Origin of the sequence: Microcoleus sp. FACHB-SPT15 (genome assembly GCF_014849525.1) — a bacterium.
Lineage (GTDB): Bacteria > Cyanobacteriota > Cyanobacteriia > Cyanobacteriales > Coleofasciculaceae > Symplocastrum > Symplocastrum torsivum.
The window spans coordinates 1-23,244 of the sequence record NZ_JACJNU010000056.1 but is presented as its reverse complement, the minus strand read 5'-3'; the positions used below and the strand labels follow the sequence as shown (position 1 = coordinate 23,244).

Annotated in this window: 12 protein-coding genes and 1 pseudogene; 11 read left to right on the top strand and 2 right to left on the bottom strand. The window is 47.5% G+C overall.

Annotation, left to right across the window (positions count from 1 at the left end):
- Positions 1 to 153: 153 nt before the first annotated feature.
- The 10 genes from H6F98_RS22375 (at position 154) to H6F98_RS22330 (ending at position 21,317) form a co-directional block, all read left to right on the top strand.
- A complete protein-coding gene (locus H6F98_RS22375) occupies positions 154 to 6,453 on the top strand; it encodes a type I polyketide synthase (RefSeq protein ID WP_192220930.1) in 6,300 nt (2,099 codons plus the stop codon).
- Complete coding sequence (locus H6F98_RS22370; RefSeq protein ID WP_192220929.1) at positions 6,453 to 8,906, top strand: SDR family NAD(P)-dependent oxidoreductase; 2,454 nt, start codon at positions 6,453 to 6,455, stop codon at positions 8,904 to 8,906. The genes H6F98_RS22375 and H6F98_RS22370 overlap by 1 nt, the downstream gene beginning before the upstream one ends.
- Positions 8,903 to 13,846, top strand: coding sequence for a type I polyketide synthase (locus H6F98_RS22365; protein WP_192220928.1), 4,944 nt, complete (start codon positions 8,903 to 8,905; stop codon positions 13,844 to 13,846). Before H6F98_RS22370 ends, H6F98_RS22365 begins: the two co-directional genes overlap by 4 nt.
- A 166-nt stretch (positions 13,847 to 14,012) precedes the next feature.
- A complete protein-coding gene (locus H6F98_RS22360) occupies positions 14,013 to 14,303 on the top strand; it encodes an acyl carrier protein (protein WP_192220927.1) in 291 nt (96 codons plus the stop codon).
- Complete coding sequence (locus H6F98_RS22355; RefSeq protein ID WP_192220926.1) at positions 14,303 to 15,901, top strand: alkaline phosphatase family protein; 1,599 nt, start codon at positions 14,303 to 14,305, stop codon at positions 15,899 to 15,901. The genes H6F98_RS22360 and H6F98_RS22355 overlap by 1 nt, the downstream gene beginning before the upstream one ends.
- Before the next feature lie 4 nt (positions 15,902 to 15,905).
- A complete protein-coding gene (locus H6F98_RS22350) occupies positions 15,906 to 16,859 on the top strand; it encodes an alpha/beta fold hydrolase (RefSeq protein ID WP_192220925.1) in 954 nt (317 codons plus the stop codon).
- 121 nt (positions 16,860 to 16,980) lie between these two features.
- The gene (gene crcB / locus H6F98_RS22345; RefSeq protein ID WP_192220924.1) at positions 16,981 to 17,406 is read left to right on the top strand and encodes a fluoride efflux transporter CrcB; all 426 of its coding nucleotides are present in this window, start codon (positions 16,981 to 16,983) and stop codon (positions 17,404 to 17,406) included.
- A gap of 107 nt (positions 17,407 to 17,513) precedes the next feature.
- Positions 17,514 to 18,905: a magnesium transporter gene (gene mgtE / locus H6F98_RS22340; RefSeq protein WP_192220923.1), complete on the top strand. Its 1,392-nt coding sequence runs from the start codon at positions 17,514 to 17,516 to the stop codon at positions 18,903 to 18,905.
- A gap of 143 nt (positions 18,906 to 19,048) precedes the next feature.
- Positions 19,049 to 20,680 carry a WD40 repeat domain-containing protein gene (locus tag H6F98_RS22335; protein WP_192220922.1) on the top strand — a complete coding sequence of 544 codons (1,632 nt, stop codon included), beginning with the start codon at positions 19,049 to 19,051 and terminating at the stop codon, positions 20,678 to 20,680.
- A complete protein-coding gene (locus H6F98_RS22330) occupies positions 20,649 to 21,317 on the top strand; it encodes a hypothetical protein (protein ID WP_192220921.1) in 669 nt (222 codons plus the stop codon). The genes H6F98_RS22335 and H6F98_RS22330 overlap by 32 nt, the downstream gene beginning before the upstream one ends.
- Before the next feature lie 82 nt (positions 21,318 to 21,399).
- On the opposite strand, the gene H6F98_RS22325 is transcribed toward H6F98_RS22330, so the two are convergent.
- On the bottom strand, positions 21,400 to 21,654 hold the full coding sequence (locus H6F98_RS22325) for a hypothetical protein (RefSeq protein ID WP_192220920.1): 255 nt from the start codon (positions 21,652 to 21,654) through the stop codon (positions 21,400 to 21,402).
- Positions 21,655 to 21,736: 82 nt separating this feature from the next.
- Complete coding sequence (locus tag H6F98_RS22320) at positions 21,737 to 22,915, bottom strand: M20 family metallopeptidase (protein WP_192220919.1); 1,179 nt, start codon at positions 22,913 to 22,915, stop codon at positions 21,737 to 21,739.
- Between the two features lie 106 nt (positions 22,916 to 23,021).
- Between H6F98_RS22320 and H6F98_RS22315 the strand changes: the two are divergent.
- Positions 23,022 to 23,135, top strand: a pseudogene (locus tag H6F98_RS22315) (ATP-binding protein); the annotation flags it as partial.
- Positions 23,136 to 23,244: the final 109 nt, after the last annotated feature.

Sequence of the window (23,244 nt, the reverse complement as noted above, 5' to 3'; positions counted from 1 at the left end):
TGCATGAAAGTTCTGTCCTCTGGTGAAAGTTAAATACATCTTTCTATTTTTGTTCTAAAAAAACCATACTGATTAGAGATTGACGGTTTCTGCACTTAGGCATATAATCCTGACCCTATCAAAATCCTCCTCAAGCTTTAGAGATCGACACAAATGCATTCATTCAACTGTTTTTCACTCAGTCCTATCGAGCTGGCTCATCCTGGTATTGCTGTAGCGACAAGCCGGGCTGGTGGGATTGGCGTGCTAGATCGGGAATTTTGCAGCGATCGCGATTTAGAGAAAGCGGCTAGGAACTTAAACAAGGTTTTAGAGCTAGTTGATGAGCGTGATGCTGTAGGGTTACGGCTACGGGCAGAACAAATTGATCGAAGCAAGACGCTACTCTCTCAACTCACAGCACGCCCGCATTGGTTAATTCTGTGTGGGTGGAACCCGCAGACGCTAGAGAAAGTCGTCGCCTCTCTTCCAACCGCTCAGTCCCGGAGAATTTTGCTGGAAGTCACAGCGATTGAGCAAGCATTAGCCGTGCCGTCACTTGAGGAGATTGATGGGTTGATTGCCAAAGGGCATGAAAGTGGTGGCTGGGTTGGTGAAGATTCAGCATTCCTACTCACCCAAAAACTTGTGGCAAGACAGCCAAAGCCCGTCTATGTACAGGGTGGCATTGGCATTCATACCGTAGCCGCCTGCCGTGCAGCAGGAGCCTCTGGGGTTGTATTGGACGACCAATTATGGTTGATGCCCGAATCCGCACTCCCTGGCGAGTGGCAACGCTACCTCAGTAACTTGAATGGTCAAGAAGCAATTGTTATTGGTGAGAGACTAGAGGGGAACTGCCGCGTTTTATCTCGCCCAGGCTTCCAGGCGATTTCGGCTTTACAGAAACTGGCAGAACAGTTAGAACTTGCTGATTTTGGATTGGAATCGGCGGCTAAAGTCACGAAATCTCATGACTCCAACGAAACTTCTAATCAGCCAAAATTTCAATGGCAGCAACAAGCTCAATCCTTAATTGGCTGGGGAACTCCTGGAAGTTTAGCCTGGCCGATGGGACAAGCCGTAGGGTTAGCTGTTTCGGTACGCGATCGCTACAAAACCACAGGCAGATTTGTACAAGCACTGCTCAAAGCCAGTGTAGAACACATTCAAACAGCTCAAGCTCTGCAACCGCTTCAATCAGACGCACCGTTAGCCATTTCTCACAAAACAAAATATCCCATCGTCCAGGGGCCGATGACTCGCGTCAGCGATAGCGCTGAGTTTGCCCAAGCTGTTGCCCAAGGCGGGGGTTTGCCGTTACTGGCATTAGCGCTAATGCGGGGTGGGCAAGTCCGTGAACTGTTACAGAAAACGAAAGAACTACTAGGCGATCGCTCTTGGGGAGTTGGTATTCTTGGTTTTGTTCCCCAAGCTGTGCGAGAAGAACAACTAAAAGAAGTCCGGGCATTCAAACCTCCCTTTGCTTTAATTGCTGGCGGACGTCCCGATCAAGCCGCACAAATGGAAGCCGAAGGCATTGCCACCTATATCCATGTCCCAGTTCCCACCTTACTAAAACTGTTCCTTGAACAAGGCGCACGACGATTTGTCTTTGAAGGCAGAGAATGCGGTGGACATGTTGGTCCCTTGACCAGCTTTTTGCTTTGGGAAAGCATGATTTCCACCCTTTTAGAGGAAGTCCCCGCAGGTGCCGAACGTGATGTCCATGTTCTGTTTGCAGGTGGCATTCATGACGCCCGTTCTGCCGCGATGGTAAGTGCAATGGCAGCGCCCTTATTAGAACGCGGGATGCAGGTTGGTGTATTGATGGGGAGTGCCTACCTCTTTACCGAAGAAGCTGTCTCTTGTGGAGCGATTGTTAAAGGTTTTCAAGCACAAGCGATCGCGTGTACCCGTACCATCAATCTAGAAACAGGTCCCGGTCATGCCAGTCGCTGTGCTGTCACGCCTTTTGCAGAAGAATTTTACGCCACTCGCAGACAGTTAATCGCTAGTGGCACTTCCCCGGAAGAAATCAAAAATACCTTAGAAGATTTAACGCTGGGACGCTTGCGAATTGCCTCTAAGGGCTTGATGCGTAAGGGCAATGAAATCAACGCCGTTGAGGAAAGCCAACAAATTACCAATGGCATGTACATGATCGGTCAAGTGGCGACGGTACGGAATCAAGTTTGTACTGTTCAGGAACTGCATCAGGATGTCTCTGAGGGCAGTACCAATTTGATCGCTAATCTTGCTGTTGACTCTGAAGAACCTGATAAAGAGGTCACTCAACCTTCTGATATTGCAATTATTGGTATCTCGACCTTACTTCCCAAAGCCAACGATCAAGAACAGTTCTGGGAAAACATCCTCAAGAAAATAGATGCCATTACAGAAATTCCAGCCTCGCGGTGGGATTGGCGTCTGTACTATGATCCAGACCGCAATGCTCGTGACAAAGTTTACTCCAAATGGGGTGGGTTTCTCGATGACGTAGCGTTTGACCCGATGCGTTTTGGCATCCCACCGAAGTCTCTCAAATCGATTGAACCCTTGCAGTTGCTCACACTCGAAGGGGTACGACGTGCCTTAGACGATGCGGGGTTAGCGGCGGGTGACTTTGATCGAGAGCAGACTTCGGTAATCTTAGGTGCAGGTGGTGGTGCGGGAGACTTAGCGCAGCAATACGCGGCACGTTGTGAGATTCCTCGATGTGTTGATGCCCCCTCTGAAGAAGTCTGGGATCGTTTACCAGAGTGGACTGAAGAATCCTTTCCCGGTGTACTCCTGAATGTAATTGCGGGTCGAGTAGCTAACCGTTTTGATTTGGGTGGGTCAAACTTTACCGTAGATGCAGCTTGTGCTTCTTCCCTAGCCGCGATCGACTTAGCGGTTAAGGAACTGGAAAGTGGTCGCAGCAATCTCGTAATTGCTGGCGGTGTAGATAGCGTCCAGAGTCCGATGACCTATATGTGTTTTAGTAAGACTCAGGCTCTATCTCCGCGTGGGCGATCGCGTACTTTTGATAAGAGTGCTGATGGAATTGCCATTAGCGAAGGAATTGCCATTCTTGTATTGAAGCGTTTGGCTGACGCAGAACGGGATGGTGACCGAATTTATGCCGTTATTAAATCTGTCGCTGGTTCCAGTGATGGTAAGGCGCTAGGAATGACCGCACCCCTCCCAGCCGGACAGATGCGGGCAGTCAAGCGTGCTTACACGAAGGCTGGCTTCTCACCTAATACGCTAGGACTGTATGAAGCGCACGGTACTGGTACAGTGGCAGGTGATCGAGCGGAATTGGAGACGATTGTTAGTACATTGAAAGCCGATCAGGCAGCCAGTAATTCCTGTGCGATCGGTTCGGTTAAGACGATGATCGGTCATACCAAATGTACTGCTGGTGTAGCCGGTCTTGTTAAAGTTGCCAAGGCGTTGCATCACAAAGTCCTGCCTCCTCATTTTGGTGTTGATACCCCACTCGATGCGATCGCTGACCCTCAAAGCCCTGTTTATCTCTTAAAAGAAGCTCAACCATGGTTGCGTCACCCCGATTACCCACGTCGAGGTAGTGTCAGTGCGTTTGGCTTTGGTGGTACCAATTTCCATGCTGTGCTGGAGGAGTACCAAGGAAGTTTACAAGAACCCGTGTCGGGTTCTAAGGCTTGGCCGTATGAGCTAATTGTTTTACGTGCCGAAAACCACGAAGCATTAGCCAAAGATGTGCGAGTCCTCAGTGAGGCGTTACAGGCGGGTGCCGAACCAAGACTTCGGGATTTAGCCTATAGCTATGCGAAACTCTCGATTGAACGCTCTCATTTGAACATTTGTTTGAGCCTTGTTGTCGAAAACCTGCAACAACTCAAAGAAGCGTTAAGCCTTGTTGTCGCTCATTTAAATAGTCAAACCCCAGCCTCCTTACCTCCACACATCCAACTAGGACAGGAAGAACAATCTACCTCTACTCCCTTCTCACGCCGTATTGCCTTTCTCTTCCCTGGACAAGGCGCACAATACCCAGAGATGGCTCGTGAAGTCGCATTGTACTTCAAGGAAATGCGTGAGTCTGTGGAGTTGGCTACTTGTCAGCTACGCCATCGCCTCCCCAAACCACTAGGTCAATATATTTATCCACCTAGTGCCTATTCAGACGCGGCACAAGAGTCGAACCAACAGCTACTAACAGATACTCATATCGCTCAACCAGCAATTGGTGCGGTGGAAGCAGGTTATTTGGACTTGCTCAAACGTCTTGACCTTGAAGCCGATATGGTAGCGGGACACAGCTATGGTGAGTATGCTGCGTTGCACGCAGCAGGGGTTTTGTCAAGAGAAGCGTTCCTTAAGCTTTCTGAAACCAGAGGCAGAGTGATGTCTACTGCCTGTGCGGCGGCTGACGGTGCAATGGCGGCGGTTCAAGCGACTCGTGAAGAATTGCTAGCCCGCTTAGATGGGGTTGGAGGTGTCGTTCTTGCCAATCACAATGCACCCTTGCAATCTGTTATTTCTGGGGAAAAACAGGCCGTTCGACAAGTTGTTGATGCGCTGAATGTGGCTGAAATCATGGCACGGATGTTGCCTGTTGCTGGTGCATTTCATTCTTCTTTAGTTGCCTCTGCACAGGTGTCATTATCAGGCGCGATCGCTTCTGCACCCATGCAGACTCCAAAAATTCCGGTTTACGCTAATTCCACCGCCCGTCCCTACGCCTCAGAAATTGAGGCAATCCGTCAGCAATTGTCCAAACACCTACTCTCTCCTGTAGAGTTCGTCGGTCAAATTAATGCGATGTATGCAGATGGGGCGCGAATTTTTGTTGAAGTTGGTCCCAAGAGCATTCTGACTAAGCTGGTTGGTCAAATTCTGGCTGGTAAAAACCATACTGTTGTATCCCTGGATGGTCAGGGTGGTGGATTGAAAGGTTTCCTGCTAGCTTTAGGAACTTTGATCACACGCGGCGCTGGTATCAAACTCACAGCCTTGTTTGAAGGGCGTGATGTCCAGTCGCTAGACTTGTCTCGGCTTGTGGAAGTGACCCGTAAACCAGAGTTACCCCGTACAGCTTGGCTGGTCAACGGTGGTAATGTTCGACCCCATAGTGAGGTTATTGGTTATACAGGAAAGTTTCCCCCCCTAACTCTTGAAACGGCGACACAGGCAAAGAAAGAGGTAGCACAAAAGGCTTTACCTCCTATGAATAATGCCCCTGCGCCTGTACATCAAGCCCCAAAGCCTTCTTCTACACCTGTACATCAAGCCTCAAAGCCTTCTTCTACACCTGTACCTCAAGCCTCAACACCTTCTTCTACAAATTCCGCAATTCAACCTACGAAACCGCTACCGATGTCAATGTCAACTCCTCAGAATGGTGCCTCTCGACCTGCTGTTCCTCCAGCTTCACGCCCCAATCATCATGCTCCAGCTTCAGGAGACGCAGCATTAGAAGCCTACCTTTCCTACCAAGAAACGATGCGTCAATTCTTGCGGCTACAGGAACAGGTAATGCAGCAATTTCTCAGTGGTGGTCAACAAGGGCAGATTATTCCTCCACCTCCAGCCGTAACCCCTGCACCCAGAAGACCTGCTTATCAACCAAGTCTGTCTAACGGCAAACATAGTAATGGAAATGGCAACGGCAACAGTAATGGTGTAGCGAAGACTCCTGGGATAGACACGCAAAATTTTGTACCGTTACAGACACCAACAGCCGTACAGCCTTCTCAACCTGTAACACCCCCAGTCGTGGCAGTCGCTCAGGCGGTGGAACCTGTACTCCCCTCACCACCAACTCCTTCCCCATCTCCTCTTCTAGATCGAGCTAGCTTACTCCAAACTCTCTTACAGTTAGTAAGCGATCGCACAGGCTATCCAACAGAAATGCTGGGCTTAGACCAAGACTTGGAAGCCGAACTAGGGATCGACTCGATTAAGCGGGTAGAAATCTTAGGCGCACTCCAGAAAAGTCTGCCGCAACCGATGGCAGGTAATATTCAAGAGCAAATGGAAAGTTTGACCCGTGTCAAATCCCTCAATGGCATGGTTGACCAGTTGCTCTCAAAGCTGCAAGCCCCTGCACCAACCCCAACCCAACCTTCACAGACTACGGCTGTTGGAACACAAAGCCTTGCCTCCCTACCCGATAAAACGAACCTGACTCAAACCCTCTTACAGTTAGTAAGCGATCGCACAGGCTACCCAACAGAAATGCTGGGCTTAGACCAAGACTTGGAAGCCGAACTAGGGATTGACTCAATTAAGCGAGTAGAAATCTTGGGCGCACTCCAGAAAAGTCTTCCGGAAGCCTTTGCTTCCAGCGTTCAGTCCAAAATGGAAAGCCTGACTCGTGTCAAATCTCTCAACGGTATCGTTGACCAGTTGTTAGAGATTTCCCCAGCCGCACCGGCGACTCAGGAGGAAAATAGCCTGGGAAAGTTGACACCCGGAGCGAGAGCATTGGGCGCTACGTGATGCAAGCTATTCAGGAAACCTTACCTGAAAGTGAGTTTATTACTCCTAAGGGTTTGTTCCTGATTACGGAAGATCAGCTCTTTGTCGCCTCCTATGTGGCAGATAGCTTGCGGCAAATGGGAGCAGCAAGTGCGATTGTACCGACTTCCGCCTTACACTCACCCCAAGAGTTAGCTGAGGTGGTGGCTCAACAACGCCAAATCTACGGTTCTATTGCTGGAATTATCCACCTTGCCCCGCTTGCGGCTATTCCTTTCCCAAGTAACCTATCAGACTGGCGACAATACACTCAAATTCAATCCAAAAGTTTGTTTCATCTGACACAGTTATGTGCTATCAACCTACAACAGCAACAATCTGGTCGGGTACTTGCCGCTTCTTTACTAGGTGGTTATTTCGGTCGTAATAGTTACGACGTAGGTTTACCCACAGGCGGTAGTAACAATGGGTTTCTAAAATCTTTAATTACTGAACTGCCTGATGTCCATACCAAAGCTGTTGATTTCGATTCCAGCTTATCCCCCGCCTTGATCGCTCAGCACATTGTTCAAGAGCTACTGATGCCAGGAGGTCGTGTAGAAGTCGGCTATCCTCAAGGAACTCGCACGATTTTTCGTACAGTTCCTGCACCCTTAACGACAACAGCAACACAGACACAGCTAAGCCCCTCTGCTGATTGGGTTGTCTTAGTAACTGGGGGGGCGCGTGGGATTACTGCTGAAATTGCTGGGGATTTGGCATCCTTGGGTGTGAGATTAATCCTAGTTGGTCGCGCAGCAGAACCGACAGCAGAAAAGGCGGAAACGGCTGATATTGAAGATGTTGGGGTATTGCGAAAGGTGCTGGTGAATCAGGCACGGGAGCAAGGAGAAACCCCGACACCTGTACAGATTGAGCGTCAACTCCAAGGATTATTGCGCGATCGCACAATTCGCCGCAACCTGGAACAGTTTAGACAAACTGGTGCGAAGGTTGAATATCTGCCTGTTGATGTCAGAAACGCTGAAGCCTTTGGCGCACTAATCGATGGGATTTACACTCGCTACGATCGTCTGGATGCGGTCATTCATGGTGCAGGCATCATCGAAGATAAGCTTATCGCTGATAAGAGTGCAGAATCTTTTGAGCGAGTCTTTGATACCAAAGTAGACAGCACGTTCATCCTCAGTCGCCATTTACGACCGGACTTGCTCAAGCTATTTGTCTTATTTAGCTCAGTTGCTGGTCGCTATGGCAATCGCGGACAGTCTGACTACGCGGCTGCCAATGAGGTTATTAATCGCTTGGCTTGGCAACTCGATCAAACTTGGACTAAAACCCGCGTCGTCGCGATTAACTGGGGCCCTTGGGACACGACAGGGATGGCATCGGAAGGAGTGAAACGTCAGTTTAGAGAACGTGGTATCATTCCCATTGCCTTGTCAGCAGGTCGTCAGTTTTTTGCCGAGGAACTGCGTTACGGACGCAAGGGGGAAGCTGAAGTGATTGCTGGTGAGGGGCCATGGGAAGCCTACGAAACTGAAAAGGGTCAGTTAAAAGGACAACAAAAGTCTTCTTTTCAGCTAAACAGTTTCGTCTTCTTATCCTCCCAACCCCAGATTCAGCCGAATAGCACGGTTAGTTTAGAGCATACTTTCTCCCTCACGAGTGACCCTTATCTTTATGATCACCGCTTGGATGGAAAACCTGTCTTGCCTGCTACCGGGGCGCTGGAGTGGATGGCAGAATTTGTCCAAGCGGCTTGGTCAGAATGGACGGTGACAGAAGTTCGTGACTTAAGAGTGATGCGAGGGCTAGTGCTAGACACTGATGCAGGGCGAAAAGCCTTATTTAGTGCTAGAGCATCGAGTCATGCTGACTCGGAATCCTTGCAGGTTGCTATCGACATTTTAGATCCGGAGAGTAAACTTCCCTTTTACCGCGCTTCGGTTATCCTCCGCCCTCAGTTGCCGGAAGCGCCTTCTGTTTCATTACTGCCATTGAGTGCAGGCTCTAGCTTGGACATCACAGCCGCTTACCGAGACTATCTCTTTCACGGGTCTAGGTTCCAGTTAGTGACTGCTATTGATCGGTTGTCAGAGCAAGGGTTAGATGCGAGGGTAATGCCTTGCCAGCCAGCAGACTGGTTAAACAATAAAGCGTTACACTCATCCAGCCATTGGTTATTTGACCCTGGATTAGTCGATACTGCCCCCCAACTAGCCATCATCTGGAACCGTGTACAACGAGGGACAACACCTCTCCCCTCAAGATTTGGTTCCGTTGCCCGCTATGGTCAATCTCCCCTCAACGGACAACTGCAAGTCGCTTTCCGCGTGAAGCCACTTACGAGCGATCACAGCTTGGTATACGATGCAGTTTTTCTTGATGAACTTGGTAAGGTACATTTGCATCTGCAAGATGTGGAAAGTACTTGTAACACAGCACTTAATCGTTTGGCGAAGCAACCATGAGTTTAGAGAACTCACCCACTGATATTGCAATTGTCGGGATGTCGGCTTTATTTCCTGGCGCGAAAGATTTACGCGCCTACTGGCAAAACATCCTTAATAAAGTTGATGCCATTCGGGAGGCACCCGATAGCTGGGCAGAACCCTATTTTGAGCCGGATTCTACGGAAAATGACCGACTTTACACCCGGAAAGGGGGATTTGTCGGGGATTTAGCCCACTTCAACCCGATTGAGTTTGGGATAATGCCGAATTCAGTGGATGGTGGCGACCCAGACCATTTTCTTGCCCTAAAACTGGCACGGGATGCGCTTGCCGATGCGGGTTACATTGAGCGCCCCTTTAATCGTGAACAAACAGGTATCATTCTGGGGCGTGGCACCTATATCAACCGTGGCTTTACCAATCTCCTGCAACATGGGATGGTTGTAGACCAAACCTTAGACTTACTTCGCCAAATCAATCCGGAACTTGATCAAGATACCTTGGCTAAAATCCGTAAAGAACTGAAAGCGGCGCTACCACCCTTTTCTGCTGAAATGGCACCAGCAATGGTACCTAATGTGGTCACTGGGCGTATTGCTAACCGTCTGGGTTTGATGGGGCCAAACTACGTGATTGATGCGGCGTGTGCCTCGTCTTTGGTTTCAATTGAATTAGCGATTAAAGAGTTATTGAGTCATCGCTGCGACATGATGCTAGCGGGAGGAACACAAGTTCCGACACCGCCCCAGTTGCACATGATTTTCTGCCAGCTTAAGGCGTTGTCTCGTACCAATATTCGTCCTTTTGATCAATCAGCAGATGGAACCTTCCTCAGCGAAGGTATAGGAATTGTCGTTCTGAAACGACTGAATGATGCAGTGAGAGATGGCGATCGCATTTATGCTGTCCTTAAAGGTGTCGGTAGCTCCAGTGACGGCAAAGCACTGGGATTGCTAGCTCCTCGTTTAGAAGGTGAAGTGCTTGCTCTACAACGCACCTATCAAGAAAACAGCATTGATCCAAACAGCATTGAGCTGATTGAAGCACACGGTACTGGGATTCCTTTAGGCGATCGCACTGAAATCCAATCTCTGGGCCGGATGTTTGGCGAACGTCAAGGATTGCTTCCTCAGCGAGCATTAGGCTCAGTGAAATCGATGATTGGTCACTGTACCATTGCCGCCGGAATTGCAGGCATCATCAAAAACGCCCTTGCCTTATACCACAAAATCTTACCTCCAACCCTTTGCGACCAGGTTAACCCAGCCCTGGAAATCGAAAAGACTTCCTTCTACATCAACAACGAAACTCGACCTTGGATTCATGGCAACCCAGTAACACCACGCCGTGCGGCAGTTAATGCCTTTGGATTCGGGGGGGTGAATGCCCATGCTGTTCTAGAAGAATATATGGGGATTGACCAGACGCAAGCTGTCAAGCACCTCAATAATCAGTGGTCTACAGAACTTCTAACCTTCTCTAGTAATGGCCGACAAGCCTTGCTTGATTTGCTCAACAACGTACAGCAAATCCTACAAGCTAATCCCACTCAACCTCTAGCTAACCTTGCCTATACGCTTTCAACCCGTACCTCTGGCACCCATCGCTTAGCAATTATTGCCAAAGATGTTCCGGACTTACAGACGAAACTCAATCTTGTGGTTGAGAAACTAAAAGATGCTGCTCGAACCCGTCTGCAAACCAGAAGTGGAATTTATTATGCCGAGTCCAAGCCAAAGGCAGATCTTGGTAAGATTGCTTTCCTCTTTCCTGGCGAAGGAGCGCAGTATCCTAATATGCTGGCAGACTTGTGTCTATACTTCCCTCAAGTCCGCGCTTGGTTTGACTTTCTAGATGAAATCTTTGCCGGAGTTAGAGAGCATCCGCCAAGTCGCTTTATTTTTCCACCTCCGACTGGCTTAACCGAAGTGCAACGCTACCAGGTTACTGAGGAATTATATAGCTTGGATGTTGCTACAGAGACTGTGTTTACCGCCAGCATGGCTTTACACGAACTCCTGAGCGATCTGGGAGTTCAGTGCGATGTCATGGTCGGTCATAGTACCGGAGAGAATACTGCCCTAATCGCCTCAGGAATTGTTAAGCTCAGCGAACAAGCACAACTAAGGGCAAAAATCCATCATCTCAACCGAATTTATCAGGATTTAGAAGCCGCAGATAGCATTCCCAAAGGTGTACTCCTGAGTGTGGGTGCGATCGAGTCAAGTTTGCTCAAACAGCTTGTTGATAACTTCCAAGGAAATCTCTATTTAGCCCTTGACAATTGTCCAAATCAGTCAGTCCTCTTTGGCAGTGAAAGCGATATTGAACAAGCGATCGCTCAATTAGGTGAGTGGGGTGGTATTTGTACCCGTCTACCCTTTGATCGGGCTTACCATACTCCTCTGTTTGCCAAGGTCAGTGAGGCTTTGGGTGATTATTACGATACGCTTGATGTTGGTTCTGGTCATACTTGCCTTTACAGTTGCGCTACCACTGAAGCATTTCCATCTGAACCAGAAGCGATTCGTACCTTAGCGCTCAAACAGTGGTCAACACGAGTGCGTTTTCAAGAAACCATTGAAAACCTCTACAACGAAGGAGTCAGAACCTTCATTGAAGTTGGGCCGGGTGGCAATCTCACGAACTTCGTCAATGACATCCTCCACAAACGCGATCATCTTGCTCTATCTAGCAACACACAACGTCGTTCTGGTCTAGAACAAATTCAACAACTGCTATCCCAGCTTTTTGTGAGTGGTACAGCCATTAATTTTGCCCCTTTATATGAGCATCGGGAAGTTACCCAAATTAATCTAGATGCCTCCGTCGCCATTGAAGCTAGCCAGCAAAAAGCACAACCTGTTTTGGAGCTAACCATGCCGGTAATGCGTCTACAGCCGGATTTTGTGCAAACCCTACAAAACAAGAACAAGCGTCCTACAGAACAACCAGCCAACCCGGAACCTGTTGTTGCTCTGGAACCACAAGCCATCCCTGCTGAAAACGAACAACTCAGCAGCCCTTCTATCCCAGTTCAATCTGTAATCAATAGTATTCCCTCTGTTCCATTTGCACCCTCTCCTCCCCTGCTAGCCTACGACACGCCTGAACAAAACGTAGAAACAGTAGACTCTCGTCTATCTATCGTTTCGGCTCACTTTGACTTGATGCAAGAATTCCTTGCCAGTCAAGCACGGGTAAGCGCCAGTCTGTATGGTGCTACATACAACGATGTTGAAGGAAACCCCCTAGCTGCTGATGATTTTGCGATCGCGCCCTTAACTGAGGAAGAAGCTTGGCCGCTATTAGGTCAAATTATTGAGCAGGACACTGAGCTTTTACACGCTCAACGCTACTTTGACATGGAGCATGATCTATTTCTTCATGACCATACCCTCGGTGGTACCCATGCGCTACGCGATTCTACGCTGTCTCCCCTCCCGGTGATTCCCTTTACCGTCAGCATGGAAATTCTGGCAGAGGCAGCCGCTTGCCTATTCAACGGCGAGAAATGGGTTACAGGAATTTACAATGTTCGCAGCTACCGTTGGCTTGCCCTTGAACAAGGTTCTCTTGTCTTAGATATCCTTGCCAAAGTACAACCCCAACCTGCTGATAACACTTGGGATGTTCATGTTCAACTGTTCCAAGCTGGCAATACTGATGCAGCAAATCCTCAATTAGTCTTTGAGGGCTATGTGAGACTCTCCGATGAACTCCTCCCCTCTCCAACTCCCACCACCTTCAACCTGGATAGTCCTGAAGCATCGCACTGGTCAGATGCAGAACTTTACACTGTCGGGATGTTCCACGGCCCTCGCTTTCAGGGGGTTAAGCACATCCGCCAAGTCGGTCAGCAAGGGATTGAAGCTGATTTACAGGTAACGGCGATTGATGACTTTTTCAGTCAGTGCCAGCGACCTGTTTTTCAGATTGATGCGCCTTTACTTGATGCGGCGGGTCATCTGGTCGCTTATTGGCTAGCGCAATCAATTGGTGTTCAGTTTCACACCTTCCCCTTTCAGGTTAAAGCGTTTCATCAATATGGAGTACCGTTATCTCCCGGTCAAATGGTCTTATGCCGGGGATGGATGGGATTTACTAGCGATCGCCAAATTGAGTCGGGTTTTGAGTTTCTGGATGAGTGCGATCGCGTTATCGTCAGGCTGGAAGGGTTCCTGGAAATCTTCCTAAATGTTCCAGACGAATATCACCAATGCCGCAACTTTACCCACACGGCTTACATATCCAAACCCTGGATGCAAGCAGAAACAGGACTGGTATGCCGACGTATTGACCCTTTCCCTAACCATTTCCTTAATGAGTTAGGTGGCGTTATCAAGCACGTTATTGCTCACTTGATGCTAACAGCTCAAGAACGGGAGTTTTGGTATGGATTACCTGAAAAAGGGCCGCGACGTAGTGATTGGTTGTTAGGTCGAATTGCCGCTAAGGATGCCTTACGTCAGTGGGCTAAACAATCCTTCAACTTGGAACTGTCTCCGATAGATATCCAAATTTTACCGACACAACTAGGTAAGCCTGTCGTACAGTGTCCAGCCTTAGAAAGCGTCGGTTCTTTACCAGATATTTCTATCAGTCATAGTCAGGGCTATGTTGTTGCTGCTGTCACTAACCAGCCCAATGTTCGCCTTGGTATTGACCTAGAACGTCTTGACTTAACTCATGTTGATGATTGGCTCACTAGTGTCTTTACTGAACAAGAACTGAAACTATTGCCCCATTCCAATAAAGCGACTATGGTAGGGCTGTGGTGCGCCAAGGAAGCGGCAGCAAAAGCTAATGGTACGGGGCTAGAAGGAGTACCTAATCAATGGGCTATTACTCATTATTCAATGGATAGCCATCAAGTGAATGTGTCTCATAATAAGGAGTCTTTTAATGTAAAACTTTGGTATCAGGATAATGCAATTCTTGCAGTATGTCAGTCCTAGTAAAGTTCCCATAAATCAAGCCTAAAGCCCAGGAAAAAAATGGTTTTTCGTGCATTCAACACTCATTCATCATTGTTTTTGTAATATCAAGAAGATCCAGATAAAGCAAAAATTGTTATAATGCACAATTTTAGTACTTGGTAAATACTGATAAAAGGTAAACCTTATGCAGCTAACAGAAAACCAGATTGAAGCAACAATTATAGACATTCTTAAGGACATGACCCAAGACTGGGATTTGGACTTGAATGAGAAGATTAGTCCGGAAACCCAGATTGTAGAAGATCTAAGCTTTGCATCAGTTGATATTATTCATTTGATTGTCTCTATAGAAGAGCATTACAAACAAAAACTAGGATTTCAAGAATTGGTTATGCGTAATGGTCGATACATTGACGACATCACTGTCAATGAATTTGTCGAGTTTGTTTCTGCCAAACTTAATGGAATTAGTTAATGACTAAGACTCTTTTTATCGGACTAGACGGTGCTACATTTACCGTTCTTAATGAAATGACCCGTGACTTGCCAGATTTTGGCGTCACCATGCCGTTCCTTAAGCAGTTTATGGAAACAGGAGCACAGGCAAAATTGCTTTCGACTCCCAATCCCTTGACGCCTCCCGCTTGGGTTTCGATCATGACGGGTCGGACTCCTGGAAATCATGGCGTTTATGATTTCATCCGTGCTGAGGAAAAAGGAAACGAAGTTTATTTCACTCTCTCTGACTCCAGAGATATTCGCACAGAAACGATTTGGTCAATCGCTAGCCGTCAAAATCGCACCGTTGCCGCACTCAACTTCCCCTTAACTGCGCCTCCTCGGTCGATTGCTGGTTCCTTAGTGCCTGGGTTTGTGCCGTGGAAGCATCTGCGGCGGAATACAACCCCTCCCGATTTGTACGATAGGCTCAAGGAAATCCCCGATTTTGACCCGAAAGAGTTGGCTTGGGATTTTGACCGAGAGAAACAACTCTATGAGGCGATGACGGAGGAGGAAATTGAAAACTGGATTCGCTATCACATCCCTCGTGAAGAACAGTGGTTCCGTATTGCTGAAAAACTTCTACGAGAAGATCAGCCTGATTTAATGGCGGTTCTCTTCGATGGTGTAGACAAACTCCAGCACCAAGCCTGGGTTTTTCTTGACCCAACTTTGCTACCCTCAAATCCCTCGCCCTGGCAAAAACGGATGCGTGAGATTTGTATTGGGTATTTTCGGAAGCTTGATACCTACATTGAGAAATTAGTGGAACTGGTTGGGCCGGAGGCTCAAGTGTTCATGGCATCCGATCATGGCTTTACAGCCTCCACGGAAGTTGTTAGGATTAATGCCTTTTTGGCAGAGAAAGGCTATGTCACCTGGAAAGAAACAGATGACACTCCAGCCGCAAAGAGACGTGAAGCTAGTACGTTTGCCTATTTAGATTGGGAAAAAACCCTAGCTTACTGCCGAACCCCTTCGAGTAATGGCATTACAATTCGCGTTGCTCAAAATCCTGGAGATCCAGGGATTAAACCCGAAGAGTATGAAACCTTCCGGGAAAAACTGATTGAAGACCTAAAAAGTCTGAAAGACGAGAACACCGGGGAACCAATTCTTCGAGCGATTCATAAGCGCGAAGATGTCTTTCCGGGTGGTGCAATGAATGAAGCACCTGACCTAACTTTGGTACTTCGTGATTATGGTTTTGTTTCGATCAAGAATACTCAGCCTGTGGTGGAACCGCGTGAAGTTGCGAGTGGCACCCATCATCCTGATGGGATTTTCTTGGCAGGGGGGTATGGAATCAAGTCAGGGATGAAAGGAGAACGGCAAAATATTGTCGATGTTCCGGCAACCTTGATTTATAGCTTAGGCTTACCGATTCCGGAGGATTTAGAAGGCAATGTGGCAGAGAATTTCTTTACAACAGAGTGTTTGAAATCAACTCCTGTTGTCATCAAATCAACAACTTCACTTGAAAAAGATACAAAAGACGAAGTTGAAAACATCAGTGACGATGAAAAAGACAAAATATTAGCTCAGTTACAAATGCTGGGCTACATGGAGTAAATAAGTGCCAACAGCTTGTTTGAAAACGGTTGATTTGCACTATCTACAACTGGGAGAGCAAAACAGTCAAAACAGCTTTCCCAGTGATTTAGTCATGGTGCATGGGCTTGCAGCAAGCCTAGGATTCTGGAGCTATACAGCATCAGTTCTTGCTCAGACTAATCGGGTAACACTTTTTGATCTGCGTGGTCATGGGCGGAGTTCAATGCCTCAATCTGGCTATACGCCTCGGCAAATGGCAGAAGATCTCAAGGAATTGCTGGATTATTTGGGAATACAAACGGCTCATCTTCTAGGACATAGCTTTGGGGGGTCGGTAATCTTACAATTTGCTCATTGCTACCCAGAACGTGTTGAAAGCCTTATTTTTGCAGATGTACGGCTAAGATTATTGCAACCTGAGCAAAGGCTGCGTGACTGGCAACACTGGCAAAAATTTCAACCATTATTAAACAAGCTTGGCATTGAACTTGATGAAAACGATAGGGAGTCAGGCTATCAACTACTAAAAGAAATTGCAAAGTTACAACTAAATACACCAGAAGGTGAAGGCTTTTTACATAAGCTTCCTTCACCTTTTTTTGGTAAAGGAGGAAAGCGAACAGCATTACGTTGGTTGAAGTTATTGGAGACAACTACAGCGCCGTCCGATTTCTTAGATAGCGGTAGCATGACGTTAACGCAACTACAACAGATGCAGAAACCAACCCTTGCTATCTATGGAGAGTATTCACAGGCAATGGTGACTGCCCTTGCCCTCAAACGTCTGTGGCATCATGGTCGTTTTGAGTTTGTTCCACAGGTGGGACATTTTTTCCCAATCTCTCAACCGGAAAAATTAATCATTCCAGTTCAGAAGTTTTTAACTCAGACGAAGAGTCCGGACAGCCAAGGGTACTTGACCATCACACCAGCATTACTAAATTCTGGTGGGATTGATACACCAGGATTGCAGTAGGGTGAGCATAATCATTATGTTATTGCGAGTTAGTGGCGAAATCGGAGGAGTCGGTCACGCCACTGGTGGAGGATGAAGTGTCTGTACATTCTTTGATTGAGATTGATCTGGTCTGTTGTTGATGTTACAAGACCCAATGTTTCGTAATCCGGTAGCAATTAGCTTAGGTGCGATCGCAGGTGCCTTGAGTCGCTACTACCTTACCTTGGGGTTTGCTCAAGCGTTTGGTACAAGCTTTCCTTATGGCACTTTTTTTATTAATCTTAGCGGCTGTTTGGCAATGGGTTTTTTTGTTACCTTGACTTCAGAACGAGTGATGACAATTCCCCCAGACGTTCGCTTGATGGTTACTACTGGCTTTTTGGGTGCATATACGACCTTCTCGACCTACAGTTTAGAGAGTGTTGTCCTGTTTCGCCCTGCCTTGGGCAATAGCTTCGCCTTACGCAGCTTTATAGTCGCCAGTCTATATTGGGCAGGTAGTGCAATACTAGGAATAATTAGCCTTGAACTAGGAGTCATCTTGGCGAGGTTGGGGCGGACTTGAGTTAGTAATTTTTATATAGCTCCTAGGCATAAATCCTTACATCGATAATCCAAAACCCCCTAGACTTAATGCAAGACTCAATATAGGACTGAATAGGAGGGCTTGCCTTGACCGAAAACCAAATTCCCCTCCAGACAATCTCACGTACTGAGCTTCGACAGCTAGTACGTGCCCAGCTGCAAATGTTGCTGGAGCAAGGGAACCTCCAAGGGGCTAAGCAAGTGCTGGTACCTGTACAACCAGTGGACATTGCTGATGCAATTGAAGGATTGCCAGAAGCGATGCAAGTGATTGCTTTTCGCTTATTATCCAAAGCTGAGGCAATCGAGGTTTATGAGTATCTTGACTCTAGTGTCCAGCAGGCATTGATTGAGGAATTCAAGCGTCAGGATGTCCTTGACATCGTAGACAAAATGTCTCCTGATGACCGAGCACGCCTGTTTGATGAACTACCCGCAAAAGTTGTCCGGCGTCTGGTTGAACAACTTAGCCCAAAAGAACGCCAAGCGACAGCGTTGTTATTGGGTTACGAAGCGGACACAGCAGGGCGGATTATGACGCCTGAATATATCTCACTCAAGGAAACCTTAACGGTTAGCGAAACGCTGGAGCGAATTCGCAGTTTAGCAAAGGTGACTGAGACTATTTATTACCTCTATGTCACTGATGCATCACGCAGTCTGAAAGGGATTGTCTCCTTACGTGAATTGGTAACTTCCCAGCCGCAGCAGACGCTGGATGAAATTATGGCTCGTGATGTAGTCTGTGTTCACACGGATACTGACCAAGAGGACGTGGCACGGCTAATCCAGCGTTATGACTTTCTGGCGGTGCCAGTCGTTGATAGGGAGCAGCGTCTCGTTGGTATTGTCACAGTTGATGATGTCATTGACATTTTGGAGAAGGAAACAACAGAGGATATCTACGCCTTAGGGGGTGGTGTGCAGGCGGGAGGTGACAATTATTTTCAAACGAATTTAATCACGGTTGCCCGTAAACGGGTTGTTTGGTTGTTCGTCTTGCTGCTTACCAATACAGTCACAGGGACCATTATTCGATCGCAAGAAGCAATCTTGCAGGAAGTCGTGACACTGGCGGCGTTTATCCCTCTACTCGTTGGCACTGGGGGAAATGTTGGCGCTCAGTCCTCAACGGTGGTGATTCGCGGCTTGAATACCGATGAAATTCGTGATATGGGGGCACTTCAAGTCATCTTGCGAGAAGGGATGGCAGGAATCCTGCTGGGGACAATCCTGGGAACAGTAGCAACACTTTGGGGTTACTGGCTTCAGGGGGATTTTCTTGTCGCACTGGCGGTGGGGATCAGTTTAATCGCGATCGCATTTCTCGCCTCTATTGCGGGTTCGGCACTGCCCTTTGTATTCCGCTCCTTGGGTTTAGATCCAGCGCTGATGTCGGCACCGTTCATCACAACAGCCGTTGACGTATTAGGTGTTTTGATTTATTTCAATGTTGCTAAGTTGGTTTTGGGGCTTTGAGCGTATGGTTAGACCTAAACTTAAGGGTTAGTTGTTGGTTGTTGGTTGTTGGTTGTTAGTGGATTTTCTTGCTACTAACTACTAGCACTACCAAGAGCCAGTTTTGAGTTAGTTCTTATAGCGTTGCGAGTCAGAGCGGTTAGATGTTGAATCACCGTCTACAGATTGCAGAGTATGTATTCATGGCTGGCTCAGTGATTGGCTGGATTGTGGCGATCGCATCCGGACAGCTCATCTATGCGGCGATACCAACGTTAGTAGCTCTGCTGCTGAACTTGATTAATCGCCTACGCTTGGAACAACGCCTCAGACGGCGCCTTAGTAGCGTGATGGCTCAAGTGTATCGGCAACAAGAAGAAAACCAAATTTTACAGGAACAGCAAATCAAAAAAGAAATCGCTTCTCTGCCCACTCAGTTTCCAGGCTTGTTTTCCCAGCTAGAAGCCCATAACGCTCAACCGGATGATTTTCAAGTTGCTCAACTTAAGGCACAACTCGCAAATTTAGAGCAATCGCTCAACAATGTGGTTCAATACCTCAACAGTGCAGTGCTACCCGCAAGAGTTGAGAAGTTAGAAAAAGCGATCGCCGACTCTACCGCAGAAATTGCCCGGATTCATCGCCAATTGCCTGATAGCTGGAAAAGCCGAATGGAGGAGATTGAACGGCAACTCCAAGCTAATCCGCCTGAAGAAGCGCCAACACCACCCGCCAAAGCCGTTAACCAACCCTCACTCTTTCCCACGAATCCAGAGCCTGCACCTGTAGAGACGCAAATCTCATCCCCACCATTAACAGAATCTGCACATGTAGAGACACAATCTGTCTCATCCGCACCACTAACAGAAGCCGTACCTGTATCACAACCAAATTGGAGGCACTTACACACCCTGACAGGACATTCAGACTGGGTTAGCTCTATTGTCATCAGCCCGGACGGAAAAACCCTTGTTAGTGGCAGTTTCGACAAAACAATTAAGCTCTGGGAACTAGCGACAGGAACGCTCATTCGCACACTCTCAAAGCATACAAAAGGGGTTCTTTGTCTTGCACTCTGTTCCGATGGGCAAACCCTTGCTAGTGGCAGTTTTGATGAGACAATCAAGCTGTGGCGTTGGAACACAGGAAAATTAAAAAAGACTCTAACGGGTCATAGTGGCTCCGTTCGCTCACTAACAATCACACCCGATGGTGAGACTCTCATTAGTGGCAGTTTTGACGAGACAATCAAGCTATGGCAGCTAAATACAGGGAAATTCCTGAGTGATGTCGCACAAAATGCTGGAGCTGTAGCTGCGATCGCTCTAACCCCAGATGGACAAACGATTGCCAGTGGTGGTAGCGATGGAATTATTACTCTGCGGCAACTGAATACGACAGAATCCGAAACTGCATCGGCATTTGCCCTTACCCTCACAGGTAATGTGAGTTCCATTTGCTCATTAGCGATTAGTCCAGATGGTGAGACAGTTGCAGCAGGTTGTACCGATGGCAATGTAAAATTCTGGCAGCTTGGTACTGGAGAACTGCTGAATGCTCTCAACGTTCATTTAGAGCCAGTGATGTCAGTAGTTTTTAGCGTCGATGGCGAAATCCTAATCACTGGTGGCGCAGACGGTACGATCAAGATTTGGCAGCTAAAAACAGGTCAACAATTGGCTGTTCTCACTCATGATTCGGCAAGTTCAGTGATGTCAGTGGCAATGAGTCCTGACAGTCAGCTCATCGCTGGAGCTGGTGCGGATGGCACTGTTAAAATTTGGCAACGAGAATAAGGTGCCAATTACCATGTCAAACAATCGTCGCTGGCTGGACATTGCAGAATACGTCTCCATTGGTAGCGCAGTAGTCGGCTCAGCGATCGCGTTTTTTTCCCAACAAGCGATTTATGGTTTAGCACCAGTTTCTCTCTCGCTCTTGTTGAATGTCATTAACCGTCGTCGCTTAGAACAACGTTATCAGCAAAGTTCTGGCGTTAGCACTCAAGTACAACAGTTAAGGAGTGCCATCAATTCACTAAACGTGGCTAACACTCAGTTGAAAAAAGACGTTCAAAATCTTGTACCCAGCCAAGAATTAACTTCTATTATTTCAACGGTTGAGGAGCTTAAAGAACGGCAAAATGGATTGCGCCTCTCCATTGTGCCATTACAATCTCGTGTGGATGACTTGATTGAGCAATTCAACAAGCGTCCTGAATTAGAGCAGATTGAGAGTTTAGTGACTGTAATCACCGCACTCCGACAATGTATTGATGAACTCCCTCAACCAGAGCGATTACAGCCGCACTCAGCAGAACTTCAGCAGCAATTGGAGAGTGGTTTAGTAGGGTTAGCAAATTACTCGGAACGATTAAAACAGTTGGAAAATGCGATCGCGCAAGTGCAACAGCAGTTACTTGAACTCCAATAAGGAATCCACAAAACCTTAGACTTTTTGCATAAATCCTGCTCAGGGCAATCTTTTTTGCGATTTTGGCTAACCTAACTTCAGCCTAGAGTACACTTTCTGATTCTGGAGCAACAATCTCGCCTTCTGTCTTAATCAGATTATCTTGGTCAGTAATCAAGTCACTTAACTCAGTAATTTTGACACCCATCCCATCGCAAGCTTGCTTCAGTTCTTGACTGAAGGTTCTGAGGTCTTGACCATAACCACACAGTTCGGCTGCTGTTTCAATTCCCTGCTTAGCATTAGCTTTTGCACAATCAACTAATTCCAGACCTTTCAAGGGTGTGGGGGAAGCCATAATGTCTGATTTTCCTGTCTTGAAGATAACCGTAGCTTAGTCGATATGTGGCGTTGACCAATCTATCAGTAGTTAGAAACACTCATATACGTTTCTGCCAGTATTGGTAGATTGTATGAGCAAGGGTGACGACACCAGTAACGATCGCTGATTCATCCACTTCAAATTGCGGGTGGTGCAGGGGATAGTTTTGTTTATCTCGGAAGCCAACCCCAAGGCGGAACATCGTACCGGGAGCGTGTTGCAGGTAAATGGAGAAGTCTTCTGAACCTAAAGAGGGTTCGGGTAGAATTTGAACGCGATCGCTTCCCCATGCTTCTTTTGCTGATGCCTCCAATAGCTGAGTTAAGGCTAAGTCATTTTGGACTGAAGGCACTCCCCGTCGATAGTTGATCTCATAGCGAGCGCCGAAAGTATTACAAACACTTGCGACAATGCTCTCAATCCATCCTGGGAGATCGGCATGAGTATCGGGATGAAGCGATCGCACGGTTCCCGTCAAGCGCACTTGGTCAGCGATTACATTCGGGGCACGTCCACCACTAATCTGCCCAATTGTCAATACCATAGGGCGTAGTGGATTCTGAGTGCGGCTAATTGCCTGCTGTAGTGTTGTAATCACCTGTGAGGCAATCCAAATTGCGTCAATTGCCTCATGAGGACGCGCACCGTGACCCGATTCTCCCATGATGATGATTTCCAAGTCATCCGCCGCTGCCGTCAATGCACCATAGCGAATCCCAATGGAACCAGCAGGAATCGAGGGAAAAACATGAACACTGAAGATCGCACTAACATCATTCATCGCCCCATCTTTCACCATCCAATTGGCCCCTTGGGCAATCTCCTCGGCGGGTTGGAACAAAAAGCGAGTATTACCTGGGAAGACTTCACCGAGTTGAGACAGTACCATTGCTGTACCTAAGCCGACTGTAGTGTGGACATCATGACCACAGGCGTGCATGATTCCTTGCCGACGTGAGGCGAATTCAACAGAAGTGCGTTCAGTAATCGGTAGAGCATCCATATCGGTGCGGATTGCTACTAACCTTTCATCTGTGAGACCAACTAGCTCTCCGATGAGTCCTGTTTTCCCGACTGCCTCTTGCACCACAATGCCGCAGGAAGATAGCACACCAGCAACATAGGCGGCTGTCTGGTGTTCCTGACCACTCAACTCTGGGTGAGCATGAATATGACGCCGGATTTCAATTAGGCGAGGCTTCAAGGCTTCGGCTAATTCTTTGATACGGGAGAGCATAGAGTTGTTATGAGCGTTACTTAACAAATCTTCTCCAGTATCGTCCAGATAACGGGAATAATCATGTATGTGTCGGGGCTTGTAAGTATAAACCTCCCAGGGAAAAGGCTTAGGGCTAGCGATTGTTAAACAATACGTAGATCTACATCGGGGTGAGATTACGGTGGAGAGTGTTGTTGGCAAAGGTACGACTTTTACAGTTACGTTGCCATTAAACTGAAGTTCCCCCATACAGATGTACTGTTTAGTAAGCAAGAGCTTGCTCTGCTTGAGATAGAGATATCGTTCCCGTCAGCTTTGTACCCATGTAGTTTTAGATTTTCTTAAGC

What these genes read in the sequence shown, in the direction of transcription:
- H6F98_RS22330 (WP_192220921.1), top strand. Translation starts at nt 20,649, where the DNA reads ATGGCACTGTTAAAATTTGGCAACGAGAATAAGGTGCCAATTACCATG.
- H6F98_RS22335 (WP_192220922.1), top strand. Translation starts at nt 19,049, where the DNA reads ATGTTGAATCACCGTCTACAGATTGCAGAGTATGTATTCATGGCTGGC.
- H6F98_RS22365 (WP_192220928.1), top strand. Translation starts at nt 8,903, where the DNA reads ATGAGTTTAGAGAACTCACCCACTGATATTGCAATTGTCGGGATGTCG.
- H6F98_RS22375 (WP_192220930.1), top strand. Translation starts at nt 154, where the DNA reads ATGCATTCATTCAACTGTTTTTCACTCAGTCCTATCGAGCTGGCTCAT.
- H6F98_RS22370 (WP_192220929.1), top strand. Translation starts at nt 6,453, where the DNA reads ATGCAAGCTATTCAGGAAACCTTACCTGAAAGTGAGTTTATTACTCCT.
- H6F98_RS22360 (WP_192220927.1), top strand. Translation starts at nt 14,013, where the DNA reads ATGCAGCTAACAGAAAACCAGATTGAAGCAACAATTATAGACATTCTT.
- H6F98_RS22325 (WP_192220920.1), bottom strand. Translation starts at nt 21,654, where the DNA reads ATGGCTTCCCCCACACCCTTGAAAGGTCTGGAATTAGTTGATTGTGCA.
- crcB (WP_192220924.1), top strand. Translation starts at nt 16,981, where the DNA reads ATGTTACAAGACCCAATGTTTCGTAATCCGGTAGCAATTAGCTTAGGT.
- H6F98_RS22355 (WP_192220926.1), top strand. Translation starts at nt 14,303, where the DNA reads ATGACTAAGACTCTTTTTATCGGACTAGACGGTGCTACATTTACCGTT.
- H6F98_RS22320 (WP_192220919.1), bottom strand. Translation starts at nt 22,915, where the DNA reads ATGCTCTCCCGTATCAAAGAATTAGCCGAAGCCTTGAAGCCTCGCCTA.